The organism is Candidatus Thiosymbion oneisti (assembly GCF_900092655.1).
Lineage (GTDB): Bacteria > Pseudomonadota > Gammaproteobacteria > Chromatiales > Chromatiaceae > Thiosymbion > Thiosymbion oneisti.
In genome coordinates, this window is the sequence record NZ_FLUY01000308.1 from 1 (window position 1) to 13,975 (window position 13,975).

At 59.7% G+C, this 13,975-nt stretch carries 13 protein-coding genes and 4 tRNA genes; 2 read left to right on the top strand and 15 right to left on the bottom strand.

Annotated features, from left to right (window positions below; genetic code table 11):
- Positions 1-281: 281 nt before the first annotated feature.
- Complete coding sequence (locus BQ17_RS21335) at positions 282-536, bottom strand: hypothetical protein (RefSeq protein ID WP_176722260.1); 255 nt, start codon at positions 534-536, stop codon at positions 282-284.
- On the opposite strand from BQ17_RS21335, the gene BQ17_RS02695 reads away from it, so the two are divergent.
- Entirely contained in the window at positions 507-947 is a 441-nt protein-coding gene (locus BQ17_RS02695; protein ID WP_176722261.1) for a transposase, read from the top strand. The two genes, BQ17_RS21335 and BQ17_RS02695, sit on opposite strands and share 30 nt — an antisense overlap.
- A gap of 214 nt (positions 948-1,161) precedes the next feature.
- On the opposite strand, the gene BQ17_RS02700 is transcribed toward BQ17_RS02695, so the two are convergent.
- From BQ17_RS02700 to BQ17_RS02735, 8 genes are all read right to left on the bottom strand, one after another.
- Positions 1,162-1,473 carry a hypothetical protein gene (locus tag BQ17_RS02700; RefSeq protein ID WP_089724181.1) on the bottom strand — a complete coding sequence of 104 codons (312 nt, stop codon included), beginning with the start codon at positions 1,471-1,473 and terminating at the stop codon, positions 1,162-1,164.
- A gap of 99 nt (positions 1,474-1,572) precedes the next feature.
- Entirely contained in the window at positions 1,573-4,731 is a 3,159-nt protein-coding gene (locus BQ17_RS02705) for an efflux RND transporter permease subunit (RefSeq protein ID WP_089724182.1), read from the bottom strand.
- A gap of 641 nt (positions 4,732-5,372) precedes the next feature.
- On the bottom strand, positions 5,373-6,431 hold the full coding sequence (locus tag BQ17_RS02710; protein WP_089724183.1) for a MaoC family dehydratase: 1,059 nt from the start codon (positions 6,429-6,431) through the stop codon (positions 5,373-5,375).
- A gap of 504 nt (positions 6,432-6,935) precedes the next feature.
- Complete coding sequence (locus BQ17_RS02715) at positions 6,936-7,991, bottom strand: 1-phosphofructokinase family hexose kinase (RefSeq protein WP_089724184.1); 1,056 nt, start codon at positions 7,989-7,991, stop codon at positions 6,936-6,938.
- A gap of 39 nt (positions 7,992-8,030) precedes the next feature.
- A tRNA-Lys gene (locus tag BQ17_RS02720) sits at positions 8,031-8,106 on the bottom strand.
- Between the two features lie 112 nt (positions 8,107-8,218).
- Positions 8,219-8,294, bottom strand: a tRNA-His gene (locus BQ17_RS02725).
- A 176-nt stretch (positions 8,295-8,470) separates the two neighbouring features.
- Positions 8,471-8,547: transfer RNA gene (locus BQ17_RS02730), tRNA-Arg, on the bottom strand.
- A 52-nt stretch (positions 8,548-8,599) separates the two neighbouring features.
- A tRNA-Pro gene (locus BQ17_RS02735) sits at positions 8,600-8,676 on the bottom strand.
- 166 nt (positions 8,677-8,842) lie between these two features.
- Here BQ17_RS02735 and folD point away from each other — a divergent pair.
- Positions 8,843-9,712, top strand: a complete 870-nt coding sequence (gene folD, locus BQ17_RS02740) for a bifunctional methylenetetrahydrofolate dehydrogenase/methenyltetrahydrofolate cyclohydrolase FolD (RefSeq protein ID WP_089724185.1) — start codon at positions 8,843-8,845, stop codon at positions 9,710-9,712.
- Between the two features lie 316 nt (positions 9,713-10,028).
- Here folD and BQ17_RS02745 read toward each other — a convergent pair whose 3' ends face one another.
- The 6 genes from BQ17_RS02745 to BQ17_RS21340 all read right to left on the bottom strand — a co-directional run.
- Positions 10,029-10,214 (bottom strand): hypothetical protein, encoded by a 186-nt coding sequence (locus BQ17_RS02745; RefSeq protein WP_089724186.1) that lies wholly within the window; start codon positions 10,212-10,214, stop codon positions 10,029-10,031.
- Between the two features lie 75 nt (positions 10,215-10,289).
- A complete protein-coding gene (locus BQ17_RS02750) occupies positions 10,290-10,958 on the bottom strand; it encodes a Bax inhibitor-1/YccA family protein (protein WP_089724187.1) in 669 nt (222 codons plus the stop codon).
- Between the two features lie 662 nt (positions 10,959-11,620).
- Positions 11,621-12,079, bottom strand: a complete 459-nt coding sequence (gene moaE, locus BQ17_RS02755) for a molybdopterin synthase catalytic subunit MoaE (RefSeq protein WP_176722262.1) — start codon at positions 12,077-12,079, stop codon at positions 11,621-11,623.
- Positions 12,080-12,698: 619 nt separating this feature from the next.
- Complete coding sequence (locus BQ17_RS02760; RefSeq protein ID WP_089724188.1) at positions 12,699-13,175, bottom strand: GNAT family N-acetyltransferase; 477 nt, start codon at positions 13,173-13,175, stop codon at positions 12,699-12,701.
- Between the two features lie 114 nt (positions 13,176-13,289).
- On the bottom strand, positions 13,290-13,730 hold the full coding sequence (locus tag BQ17_RS02765) for a hypothetical protein (protein WP_141699054.1): 441 nt from the start codon (positions 13,728-13,730) through the stop codon (positions 13,290-13,292).
- The coding region (locus BQ17_RS21340; RefSeq protein ID WP_176722263.1) for a transposase at positions 13,715-13,975 on the bottom strand (261 nt) is incomplete at its 5' end. The genes BQ17_RS02765 and BQ17_RS21340, both read right to left, overlap by 16 nt.

The following is a 13,975-nucleotide window of genomic DNA, read 5'->3' on the forward strand; positions in this document are numbered from 1 at the left end:
CTAAAAACTAACCTATTGATTTTCTACGGGCATTGATTTTCGGCTGGCTCCCCAGGCTCCAGCGTGGGAGCAGACCTGGTCCCGACGGAGGAGGGATCTGACACTCCAGCGTCGATTAAGCGCCTGGTAGGCTAACCGCCAACGCCGATCAGCACGGAGAAGCTGCGTCCGCTGGAGCGGACAAGACGGCGTTCCCACGCTGGAGCGTGGGAACGAGCGCGAAATTTTCAGATTTTATGGCTTAAAATCAGTATCTTAATTTTTAGACAGCCTCTCAGCCGTCAATGCCGGGAGACCATGGCGGTGCTCGGGGTGGAACCTTTACCGCGGTCGCCGATGCCGGCTACTCCAGTGAGGCCGAATTGACTGCCTGCGAAGCGGCTGGGGCCACGGTCTAGGTCCCCATCCCGGATCAGCACCAGGCGGTTACCGGCCACGGCCGCCTCAGCGGCGAGCGGTTCTCGTACAACCGTACCCTTGATGTCGACATCTGCCCCGCCGGCGAGTTGCTGCCTCGGCGTGGTCAACCACACCACAAGAACGGCGTCCGGCGCACCTGCTACAGCCGCCCCGCTAGCCCGTGTCGGAACTGCCCGCTCACGGCGGTGTGCCAGCCCGACGCCGGCGGCGTGCGCCGCATTTACCGCAGCGAGCACGCGGCGTTGGTCGAGGCCCAGCGGCAACCCATGGCCGATCAGGGCGCACCGCGGAGGCGTCAGCGCGCCGGTTTGGTCGAACATCCCTTCGGTACGCTCAAGCGCTGGTTCGGCTGGGACCACCTCCTGGTGCGTGGCTTCCACAAGGTCCGCGCTGAAATGAGCCTGATGGTACTTGGCTACAACCTGATCCGGGTGGTCAACCGGCTCGGCGTGGGGCCGTTCCGGGATAACTGCGCCCGGCGAACCCAGGTCAGGAGCAGCCAAGCCCTGGCGCAACTGGCCGCATGATACATAACTGCCTGTTTTTATTTATTATTGATGTGCCTGCCCAGCGTAAGTCCAGGGTCCGGTAGTCAGCGGCCAGACGCCGCCGATCGAGCGCCTGGACACGATTTCTGCGCTTCTCCGATGCGCAGAAACGCAGGGTGCGGATGCTCAGGCGAATTCTTTCACAGTCTCCGGAGCGTGGGAACGAGCGTGATAGAATAAGACTACCGATAGGTCAAATTTCACCGCTTGAGAGCGCTTCAAGCGTTTCGTCCATAAGCTCGCTCACTGCCTCCAGGCACTCGGTCACATCATCCGGTACGTCGGTCTGCTGAAGGATATTGCGAACGAGTATCAGGCTTCGCTGCATCCGGCGGAGGTTGCGCACGGATTCCCAGCTCATGGCCTCATCGATGTGAAAAATCGCCCGTTCCCAGCCATTGAACCCCGGATTCTCGGCCACTTCCCCGCGCAGGCACTGCCAAGCGCCCTGCAGATCCGACAGGATGGTCTTCTCGTAGCCGGTCGGCTCCGTATCAAATCCCATGTTCTTATGCAGCGGTTGTTCTTAAGGTTCAGACCGAGAAAGAAACCACGGTTAACTACTGGGGAGTAAAAAGGGCGCCTTGAAAAACTCAAAGTCCCCTCAAGCACCAGCAGCAGTCTTTTGCTCCCGCCTGGCGGCCCTCCGCTCCTTGGTTTCCATGAGCAGATCCCAGGCGACGGGGACGATGAAGAGGGTAAGGAAGGTGGCGGTAGCCAGGCCGGTGACGAAGGCCGAGGCCATGGTGCCCCAGATGAGGGAATAGCTGGGGATGCCTAAGGCCATGGGGAGCAGACCCAGGGTCGTAGTGAGGGTGGTCAGGACGATGGGGCGCAAGCGCACGTGGACGCCCTCGGTCACCGCCTCCCTGCGCGTCTTGCCTGCCCGGTAGCGGCGGTTGATGAAGTCGAGCAGGACCAGGGAATCATTGACCACCACGCCGGTGACGCCCACGACGGCGATGAAGCTGTTGACCGTAAACAAGGTCTGGGTAACCAGGGTGCCGAAGACCACGCCGGTGATGGCGAACATGATCGCCGAGAGGATGATCAGCGGCTGTAGATAGGATTTGAACTGGGTAGCCAGGATTAGGTAGATCAGCAGCACCGCCAGCCCGAAGGCCTGGGTCAGGCTGTCGAAGGAACGCTGGGTCTCCTCGAACTCACCGCCGAAGACCAGGGTGGCGCCGGCAAACCGGTCTCGGACCTCTGCATAGTGTTGCTTGACCCAGGCCGCTACCAGGGGTGAGGAGATGGGGGCCCCGGGTCTGATGTTGGCGGTGATGGCTAGGCTGCGTTGGCCGCGGTAGCGCTTGAGCTCGCCGGACTGGATCTCGACCACCGGGTGTACGAGATCCCCCAGGTGTACGGGCCCCGAGGGGTGCTCCCGGACCGGGATCGAGAGTACCGCCTCGGGGGCGTCGATATAGGCCGGATCGATCCGCAGCTTGAAGTCCACCTCTTCGTCGCTCAGGCGGTAGTCGCCGATGTAGCGGCCGTCCAGCACGGCGGCGGCCAGCCGCGCGGCGTCCCCTGGGGTCAATCCCAGCTCCCGGGTCTTGGATGCGTTGACGTCGAGCCGGAATACCCGGGCCGGTCGGCCCCGATTGTCCGTAAGCTCGGTGAGGTGAGGACCCAGCTCCGGGTTCTCCCGGAGGGCCCGCACCAACTCATCGGCCAGCCCCAGTACCGCGCGCTCGTTGGGGCCGACGATCTGGATATTCACATCCTTGCCGGTGGGCGGCCCATCCTTCTCGGCCCGCATGTGAATCTCGAATCCTTCCCCGGCGAAGCGTTCGTTCAGGCGCTTGCGCATGGTATCCAGGTGGGCGATGGGATCCTGGAAGGCGCGCACCTTCCGATCAGGCAGGGGCACCGTGACCGTACCCAGGTTGTGACCGAACTCCTGCTCATAGTCCTCGTTGAAGACAAAGCCGGCGAAGCCGGCCGCCGAGCGGGCATAGCCCGGACCGTCGGCCATGATGTAGCGGGCGATCTCCCGCAGCTTCGCGTCCGTGCGCTCGATGGTGGTGTTGGCCGGACCCTCGATGAAGGCGTAGTAGAGGCTATAGTCGTCCGGGAAGAATTTGATCCGAATCAGGGGCGCCAGGCCGGCGATCGAGACCCCGAGGATGGCGATGGAGACCAGGAAGGCGACGCAGGCCAGGGATAGGCTCAGATAGCGCCAGCGCAGGGTGAGCCGGATCAGGCCGTCGGTGCCGCGGCGCAGAATCCGCAGCAGGATATTGTCCCGCTCGGAGAGCGGTGTGCCGCCGTGTCTGGGGCGGGGACCCAAGTCCAGATAATGCAGGGGCAGGATAAACAGGCACTCGAACAGGGAGGCGACGATAGCGAAGCTCACGGCCTTGGGGATGAGGGAGAAGAACTCCCCGGTGGAGCCGGTCATGATCAGCATTGGGAGAAAGGCCGCTACCGTGGTGGCGGTAGCCGAGATCACCGGCAGCATCACCTCCGCGGTCCCGTCGATGATGGCCTGTTCCAGGGGTTCGCCCTGCTGGACGTGGCGGTAGATGTTCTCGACCACCACGACGGCATCGTCGACGACGATCCCCGATATCAGCACGAAGGAGAACAGGGTGATCTCATTCAGGGAGTTGCCGGTGAGCTCCATGAGGATCATGGTCACCAGAAAGGCGAAGGGGATGCCCACGGTGACCAGACCGGCGTTGCGCAGGCCCATGAAGTACCAGAGGATCAGACTCACCAGGACGATCCCTAGGGCCAGGTTCCAACCCAGGGTGCTCATGGAGGCCTCGATGTAGATGGTCGAGTCCTGGGTCAGGATGATCTCTACCCCCTGGTGCGCCAGGCTGGGGGTGTACTCCGCGACGATGCGCCGGACCTCCTGGTGGATGGTCAGGGCGTTGCCCGCGGGGGCCTTGAGGACCTTGATGGTGACACAGTCCCGACCATTGACGGAGGTGATGATATGGGGGTCCCGATAGCCGACGCGGGCTTCTGAAATCAGGTCCTCCAGGGTCACGAAGGACCCGTCCAGGTCGCGTCGGATCAGGGTGGCGACCACCTGCTCGCGGGAGCGGAAGCGCTCGTCCACCCGGACCACGAATGCTCCGGAGCCGTCCTGATAGTCGCCGGCGGGGATAGTCAGGTTGGCATCCGCGAGCGCCTGGGCGACCTCCTCGAAGCTCACGCCCCGGGCGCTGAGCCGGTGCGGATCCAGATAGACATGGAACTCGCGTTGGTGCTCACCTTCGAGTGCCGCCTCGATGACGCCGGGAATGCGCGACAGGGGAACCCGGAGCTCCTCGGCCATCAAGGTCAGGGCCCGGTTGGAGCGCTCGCCGACCAGATTGACGGCTACCACCGGCAGCCAGGTAGAGGTCTCGATGAGATCGAAGCGGGGTGGATCGATGCCCGCCGGTAGCTCTTCCAGCATCCCGAGCACCCGGAAGCGCAGCTCGTCGTAGAGGGCGGCGTAGTCGGTATCGTCGCGGAACTTGACCAAGATCGCGGAGCGCTCCCGCACCGAGCTGGAGCGGATGAACTCCACATGCTCCAGTCCCTCCAGGGCCTCTTCGATCTTGATGGTGATCAAGGACTCGACGTCCTGGGGTGAGGCGCCGGGGTAAAAGGTGTTGATGACGACCTTTCCGAAGTTGATCTCCGGGTAGCGTTCGACCGAGATGCGGCCGACCGCAAAGGCCCCGGCTACCGTCAGCAGGACGAAGAGCAGGTTGAACAGGACCCGCTGGCCCAGGGTGAAACGGACGACAGGTCGCATGTGCTATCTTCACGGAGGAGTTATCCGCAAATCAACGCAAATGGATAACGAAGCAATCTGTGAGAATCTGCGTAATCTGTGGACAGAAAAGAGAATGTAATCTTTTGCCACCCATTTGCGTTCATTTGCGGCTGAAAAAGGGGCGCCCCGATCATAACCGCAATCTTTCAGAGCTGAGGGCTCGAATCTTCCTGCGTCTGAAATCAGTCACTTGGATCTAAATGTCAACAGCCCCTAGTAGGCACGCTGGTTTCTCCATCCTACTGACTTTTAAAAATACAGAATATGCTGAAATGATGTACTATGGGTTCGTCTTTAGATTCCGGCTGTTTTTTGTGCCCGTTTTCATGGACTGAACGGGTGATAGATGGACCAATGTCTTTGAAAATGGGTAAAGCCCAACGCCTAGAGGTCGAGCGTATCAACGGAGGCCTCGATTGCCCGAACGAGATTGGTCTGGCTGACGTAATCTTCGACCCGTGGCGGCAGCGGGACTTCCTGAGCATGGCTATCCCTTGTTTGTAGCGTCTGGCAGTGCCGGAATCCAGGTGCCATGGATAGCAAAACAGTAGGGGTTGAACAATTGCGTTCCACCAGGATGGCAATTTCCTAAAGATAGACAGGCCTATGAGATACGCGGGCTAGCGTTTTCGCGGTATCAGGACGGTGTAGTCGAAATCCAGCACGACCGCGGGGTCGTATTTCCCTTCCTGGTTTCGGTAGGGGAAGGCGGCGCAATCCTGGTCCTTCACGGCGACCAGGCGCAAACGCAGGGCGCCCAGATCGGTTCGGCCCGGCAGCGCGCCCTTACTCAAGACCTGGGACCAGGCGTAGACCGTATCGCCGGCGAAGATGGGGGCTACGTGGCGCCCGCCGTTGATGGCGGCGATCTTGAAGGCATTGGCCAGGCCGTTGAAGGCAAAGGAGCGTGCCAAGCTGATGACGTGACCACCGTAGACGATCCGCTTGCCGAAGCGACCATCCTTTTCGGTATGCTGGTTGAAGTGCACCTTGGCGGTATTCTGGTAGAGCCGAGTGGCAATCATGTGGTCGCTCTCCTCCACCGTCATGGCGTCCACATGGTCGATCTTCTCGCCTTCTTCATAGTCGTCCCAGAAATAGGCGTTCCCGGCCAGATCCGTGTCGTAACCGGAAAGGTCCAGTGCGTCCGGTACGATCAGGTCGGCGACGGGGACCGCCTGCGGCAGCTCGGGCACCACCGGCTCGGGGGGCGGAGCACCGGGGTCCTGTTTCCGTACCATCACCCAACGGACATATTCGAGTACCGTCTCGCCCCCTTGCTTGGTGCCCACGGAGCGCACATAGACGGTGCCGGTCTTGCCGTTCGAGTTCTCCTTGAGGCCGATCACCTCGGAGACGGTTCGGATGGTGTCCCCCGGATAGGCCAGGGCATGGAAGCGTCCGGAGGCATAGCCGAGGTTGGCGATGGCGTTGAGCGAGATGTCCGGCACCGTTTTCCCGAACACCAGATGGAAGAGCAGCAGGTCGTCCAGGGGTGCGCGCGGCAGCCCGATGGCCGCGGCGAAAGCGTTGGAGGACTGGACCGCGAATCGGGAGCCGTAAAGCGCCGTGTAGAGGGCCACATCTCCCTCCGTGATGGTGCGCGGCGTGGCGTGGATGATCTTCATCCCAATGCGAAAATCCTCGAAAAAGTTACCGGGATTCGTCTTTGTGCTCATTGTGTTCCCCTGGATTCAAGCGTGAGTCGCCTAACCTGACGATGAAGGAAGGGACTATTTTAATCCACAGATTCCGCAGATTCCGCAGATTATTTCTGCTTCTCATCGGTGACAATCGGCGCTTCAAGACGCGACTGAGGTTCCTTCTGCAAAGCCCCTCTCCTTGAAGGGTGTCGCAAAAGCCCCTCTCCCGCCGAGGGTGTCGTAATGGGTGCGACTCAAGTCGGGCGGAAAAGCACAGCGCATCCCGCCGATTGATCTTTTTTCATTTTTCTCACACCAAGCCACAAAGACACGAAGCATTCTCCGCCATTGCTGTCGTTCTTCTCTCAATCCTTATACCCCTTTGTGGCTTGGTGTCTTTGTGTGATGCAGAAGAAAAAAGGAAACGGGAGATCACATTATTCCGTTTCCGCCCCGCAACGGCCCATGGACGGGCTTTTGCGACACCCTCCCGCTGTACCTGGCTCGATGTCCCCAACGCCTGAAATCAGCCGTTCGGCTTTAAATGTCAACAGGCTCTAGCTTACTGCCCGCAACACCCACTTCAGGGACAAGCTTCTTTACCAGATCGGCGTCCACGTCGCCGGGGGTGAGCGTCGTAGCGTTCGCGGAACCGCACGCAATCCCAAGTTGCACGGCATCCGGCATGGATTGACCGCGGACTAGTCCGGCAGCAATGCCTGCTGTCGTTGCATCGCCGCTTCCAACTGCGTTCAAGACGTGGACCGCTGGTGGCGTGAAGCGCCAAGCAAGGGTTTCGTTCAGCAGCCAAGCGTCTTTCTTTCCTTGGGTGATGAGGACCCATTGGGCGCCCCCGCTTATCAGCATCTGCGCCGCTTTACGGAGTGCTCCCTCAGTATCAATTGGCCTCCCGCAGGTAGCGACAAGCTCCTGATCGTTCAGCTTCGCCAGCACCGGCAAGTAAGCAAGCGCTTGCATCAGCGCTTCGCCGCGGGCATCGATCAGCACCGCCACTCCCGATGCTTGCGCCCTGCGGGCGAACCTAGCGTAGATGTCCTCAGGTGAACCGGGTGGAGGTGCACCTGCTACCACCATTATGTCGCTCTCCGCCAGAAGTAATGAAAGCTTCTCATCAAGCGCCGACCATTCGTCCGGTGTGGGAAGCGGCGCCTCCTCCACCAGTTCCGTAACGCAGGCAGTCGTTCTGTCGATGAGCGTCGTGCAGATACGGGTCGGTTGGTCTGTCCAAACGATGTCGGTTTCGATCCCCATCTCCCCCAAAAACGAAACCATTGTGTTGCCTGTTTCACCACCGGCAAACCCCGCTACCAAGGGAGATTCCTTTAGCGCCTTCAAGGTACGCGCAACATTGATGGATTTGCCTCCAGATGAAACGGCGACGGAATGGGCCCGGTTCACCTGGCCGAGTTGGAGACTCGAGAATCGTATCGTCCGTTGCAGACAGGGCGTGACGCCTACGCAGAGGATGCGGCGAGTTTCTTTACCGGACAGAGGTGGAGCACCGACAAAAAAGCCCCTCTTGAGAGGGGCCTGTATGCATGGGTGAGTACTGACGACACGCTTGATCTGGGACATGCCGGTATCGTCTCAACGATGATAGCTCATCGAAAATATTGGTGGGCCGTGTAGGATTCGAACCTACGACCAATGGATTAAGAGTCCACTGCTCTACCAGCTGAGCTAACGGCCCTTGGGCGGGAATGCAGCGCTCAGGTCCCTAACACAAAGCTACTCGGAAACCAGACCTTACGAGCAAATCTCCGGGATAGGATCTTTCACGGCTCCTTCCCATGGGGACGCATTGGGGTGGACGATGGGGATCGAACCCACGACCACAGGAGCCACAATCCTGTGCTCTACCAACTGAGCTACGTCCACCATCGGAAATCCGTCGCTACCCTTCCCGGCACAATTCCCCGCTAAGGCTCAACCCCGCCTGGACTTCTCGTCCGGGTATTCGCTCGGTTGCGCTTATCCACCCTGGACAAGATGCCTTCATGCAGCTGAGCTACGCCGAAAATTCGGAGCATCGTCCCTGCCCTACCCTACTCACTTGGCACCCCGGGAGGGACTCGAACCCCCGACCCAGAGCTTAGAAGGCTCTTGCTCTATCCGCCTGAGCTACCGGGGCCCGAACCACCTTATGGGAATACCGGTATGCCGTTTCCCATCAATCGTCTTAGTGGTCGGGGTAGAGGGATTCGAACCCCCGACATCCTGCTCCCAAAGCAGGTGCGCTACCAGACTGCGCCATACCCCGCTGCCCTCGGAACACGGTCCTGCCACGAAAATTAAAAAATGATACCCAGCCATTTCGATTCCGTCAAACCGGCTCTATCTGCCCGGAACGCCTAACCTGCCTTGCAAAGGCCCGCGTCGAGGCTATGATGCGAACCTCCGGTATCGATAAAGATACGTAAGGCCCCATGAGCGCACAAATCCTCGACGGCAAGACCATCTCCGCGGACATCCGTGCCGGACTCAAGGCAAAAGTCGATGCCTTGCTTGCCGATGGCGGCCGCCGGCCCGGCCTGGCCGTGGTGCTCTTGGGCGAGGATCCCGCATCCGTTGTCTACGTCCGCAACAAACGTAACGCCTGCGTGGAAGTAGGCTTCCACTCGGAGCTGCACGAGCTGCCCCACACCAGCGCCCAGGGACAACTCCTGGAATTGATCGACGCGCTCAATGCCGACGCGCGGATCGACGGCATCCTGATCCAACTCCCCCTACCGCACCAGATCGACGAAGAGGCAGTGATCGAGCGTATCCTGCCTACCAAGGACGTCGACGGCTTCCATCCCTACAACATCGGCAGACTGGCGCTGCGCATGCCGGTACTGCGTCCCTGCACCCCTAAAGGCATCATGACCATGCTGGAGCACACCGGGTGCAAGCTCGAAGGGCTGGACGCCGTGATCATCGGCGAGTCCAATATCGTGGGCCGACCAATGGCCCTAGAGCTGCTGGCCGCCCACTGCACCACTACGATCTGCCACTGTTACACCAAGGACCTGGCCGCGAAGACCCGCAGCGCCGACCTCCTGGTAACCGCCGTGGGTCAGCCGCAGTTTGTTCCGGGAGACTGGGTCAAGGAAGGCGCAGTGGTCATCGACGTGGGCATCAACCGCACCAATGAAGGCAAGCTGGTGGGGGACCTGGATTTCGCAAGCGTGAGCAAGCGCGCGGCCTGGATCACCCCCGTCCCCGGCGGCGTCGGCCCCATGACGATCGCGAGCCTGCTGGAGAACACCCTGCAAGCCGCCCAGCTCCATGCCGGAAGGCAACAGCAATCCTGAATGATTTGGCGCTGTTCGGGGGACCGGATGTGGCTGGAAGCGAGTCGTCGGGTCGGTCGGACAAAGGGCGTAGGATGCGGTGGGCGCGGGAAGTTTTTCAGGATAGCACTGCCGGGCAGCGCAAACCGCATCGATGATACGGTGAGCGGCTGAAGGCGGGATGCGCTGCACTCTCCCGCTCTACGCGGGCTGCTATCCAAAGGTGCGGTTCGCTGCCCGCATCATTAGATGCGGTTCGCGTCTCCTCATGGTGCTATTCTGAAAAACCAACCGCGCTCACCGCATCCTACGTCCATCCTACGGGCTCGAGCCTACCCTACCGCACCATTGCAATCAGCAGGACGACGAGCCCCACCACCAGGGTCAGGGGCAGCAGCACTGCCTGCCAGTCTCCCTTCCGGGCCTTGGGGCCCTGTTCCTGCCAGTGCTGGTAGGCCCGCCAGGCGTAGAAGACCATCATGCCCATGGCCGCGGCCGCGATGATCTTGAGGAACAGATCCATCGGCTTACCTCCGATTTAGGAACGAAAAACCCCGGCACCGGGGCCGGGGTTGATCACAGGTTGGGGAGCAGTCCGTCATTCATCGCCCATAATGCCGAGAATCTGGAGTAGGCTGATGAAGATGTTGAAGATACTCAGGTACAACCCGTAGGTAGCCATGATGTAGTTGGTCTCGCCACCATTGATGATGCGGCTGGTATCGAAGAGGATAAAGCCGCTCATGAGCAGGATGATGGCACCGGAGATAGCCAGCGACAGGGCGGGCAGGGCCAGAAAGAGGTTGGCGATGCCGACGATGAAGACGACCATGATGCCGGCGAACAGAAAGCCGCCCATGAAGCTGAAATCCCGCTTGCTGGTCAGGGCATAGCCGGAAAGACCCAGAAAGATCAGGCCCGTGCCGGCGAAGGCCGTGCCGATGATCTGGGGTCCCTTGGGCAGGGCGAGATACGTGGTCAGGATGGCACCGAGCCCGAATCCGAGCAGGCCGGTGATCAGAAAGATCATACCGATGCCGGTGCTGGCATTGGCGGTCCGCGGCAATACGAATATACCGAGCACCATGGCGCCGATGACCGAGACCAGGTACACCCAACTCGGAACCGCCAGCATGATGGACAGGCCCGCCATCAGGGCGCTGAAGACCAGGGTGGCGGAAAGCAACATATAGGTGTTTTTCAACACCTTGTTCGTGGCGACCGCGCGTGCGGAGCCGTGTGCGATGGTGTAGTCGGTGTTAGGCATTGGTTTTCTCACTCCTCCAGTTGAAGCAACCTGGTGTCTTATGAGGACCTTGAAGAACCCCCTCCACGGGGGCTTTCAATATACGCAATCGAAAGTGGGCTTCCGATTTTGCGGCATGTCTTCGTTGCATGTAACGGCGATGCGATCGGACACGGCCGGACATCCCTGCCCCTAAATCATAGCGGACATAGCCCAGCGTCGAATCCCTAAGTTTGAAGCATACCGAAGCTGGACCGAACTGCAAGCGGCTTGCTCCCACTCACACCCGGATTTTCCGTCGCGCTGCACGCGCCCGCCCGCCTATCACACCGGGGATTGCCGTCCCGATGAGCGATGCATGCCGGTATCCGACGGCGGGGCTGCGTTGCGCTCGGACCCGATAGAGGCCCCTCGCCTTCCGTAACCCCCCTCTGCAAGCAGTTGTACATCGGTCCGAGCATACATCCGGTATCCCTCTCAAAGCCGATTTGGGGGCAGTCGATCCCGATGCAAGATCATGCCGGTGAGCGGTGCGGATGAAACTAGGAATCACGCGAATTCATTTCTGTGAAAACCCGTGTAATCCAAAGAAATCCTTGCATCCTTTACGCCTTTTCGGTTCAAACGATTCCGTCATTGCTGGAAGCCGGCAACTGGAAGCTGGAAGCACAAGCGGCCAAAGGCTATGCTTGCTCCCAACGCCGCGCCGCCGTCGCGTCCGAGGTCCGGGAGTCCAGCCAGTGCTCGCCCTGGTCGGTGATTTCCTTTTTCCAGAAGGGGGCATGGGTCTTCAAGTAGTCGATCAGGAACTCGCAGGCACGGAAGGCCTCGCTGCGGTGGGTGCCAGTTACGGCCACCAGGACAATCGGGTCTTGGGGCCTGAGCGCCCCGACCCGGTGCAGGACCCGAATCCCCTGCAGGTCCCAGCGCCTGCCCGCTTCCTCGGCGATGGCGATCAGGGCCTTCTCGGTCATCCCCGGATAGTGCTCCAGGATCATCCGGCTTACCCGCTCGCCTTGGTTCATATCCCGCATCAGCCCCACGAAAGTCACCAGGGCCCCGACCTGAGGCCGCCTGCGCCACAGGTCTTCCTGCTCCGCGGCGATATCGAATGGCTCGGTTTGGACCCGTACATCGATCATATCTGTCGGCTCCGAGGCGGCAGTTCAGAGGCGTATGCTACAGGGAACCACGAATGAACACGAATGGACACTAATTTAGCAGGGCAACCGAATGATAAACATCGCTGAAACAAGCTGTTGGCGGGTAAGTCAATAGGAGCAGTCGGGTAATCGGCCCGATCCTTTGGAGTGCGCCGGCAAAGCGCCGCAACCGGATTGCGGCCTGCGACGGTGCACGCTACGACCACGACCGTTGCTCAAGGATCAATGGTGTGGCGTTTCCCACGCGGCGCGGCGACGGCGCTTTGGTTGTTGGGCGCTTCTGATCCAAAGCGGCGGCGGCTTGGTGCCGGCTGCCAGACTGGTGCGACCAGCCAATCATCGAGGAATCACCCGAGGCACTGGGCCCACCAGTTGCCGCCACACTCCAAAAGGCCGTCGGGGCGAAAAAGAGATTTGATGGGCACGCTTCGCTTTGTGCATCCTATCAAGCTGCTACGGTTCGGAAACCTCCGCGCAGTGACCGAAACCTTGGACCCTCTTGTCGGGCGCTTGCTTTGCCCATCCTACGCTTAGCCCGCTACGGTCCTAACACGCTTACGATTGATTATGTTGATCAAAGCTAATAAGTGATCTAATCTCATGAGCTAATATGGCTTTCCATGATTATATTATTCATCGCTACACCTCGTACTGTAACGGTTTGTCCTTTAACAACAGTAAAACCTTTTGACTCAAAAAAAGGACGTGCTGTGATACTCACATGGGCATAAATCCGATGGATGGATTGTTGCTTTGCCCAATCGATCATTGCTCTCATTAAACTGGACCCAATGCCTTTATGGTGATAGCGATGATGTACATACAATGTATCAATATAACCCTTTTTGTCAATTTGTGCAAAACCTACTATGTTGTCTTGTATAATCGCCACAAACGGCGGCGTTGTTGCCCATTTGTTTAGCCAGCTATCAGGATTGCGTGATGACAAAGGTGCCCATGCATCTAACTGCTCTTTGGTATAATGGGCTTTATTGATGTGATGCACGGTGTGATAGAAAATAGAACGTAAGCGCGATGCATCTTCTACTCTGTAGGCTCTTATCGTTATAGACATGGTCGCCTGTCATCTTCTACCGGTTCGCGCTCTCCCACGCTCCAGCGTGGGAACGCCGTCTTGTCCGCTCCAGCGGACGCAGCTTCTCCGTGCTGATAGGCGTTGGCTGTTAGCCTACCAGGCGCTTAATCGACGCTGGAGCGTGGGGAGCCAGCCGAAAATCAATGCCAGTAGAAAATCAATTAGGTTAGTTTTTAGACAGCCTCTGAGCTGGTTCCGATCATTGCCGGCGTTGGTGACTTGATGATGCACAATGAGCTGGTGTTTGTCGCCAACGCAACCTTGCACCTTGTAGCCCGTCACAGGCTGGTTGCCCTTGTTCAAGGCCCGCGCATCGGGGTCGGTACGGGAGCGCTGGGTCTCACCACGCTCCTCTAGCTGCTTGCGTTGCGCCTGCTGGCGGGCCTGGTGCGCCTTGAGTTCTTCCAGCTTGCTCGCCAGCGCGGGGTCTTCACCTAACCCCTCACCCGCATCGGTTTCCTGCGCGTCATTGGCATCAAGCTCCCGCGTGTAGGCGTCCAGATCACGCTCGATCTTTTTCAGCTCGGCTTCCAAGCTCTTTTTGGTTGTGATGCTGGCGTCACGGCGCTGGCGTGAGAAAACCAACCGTCAATGCCGATCGTTTCTGCGCCCAGCAGCTCCAGCTCTTGACACAACGAGACGAAATCGCGATTCACCGCACGCAGCGCCTTCCCGTGCACTCGGCGAAACTCGGCGCTGGTCCGGTAGCTCGGGACTAACCCCTCCCGCAGCCAGCTCAACTCCAGGTTGCGCCGGCACTCGCGTTCCAGACGCCGGGA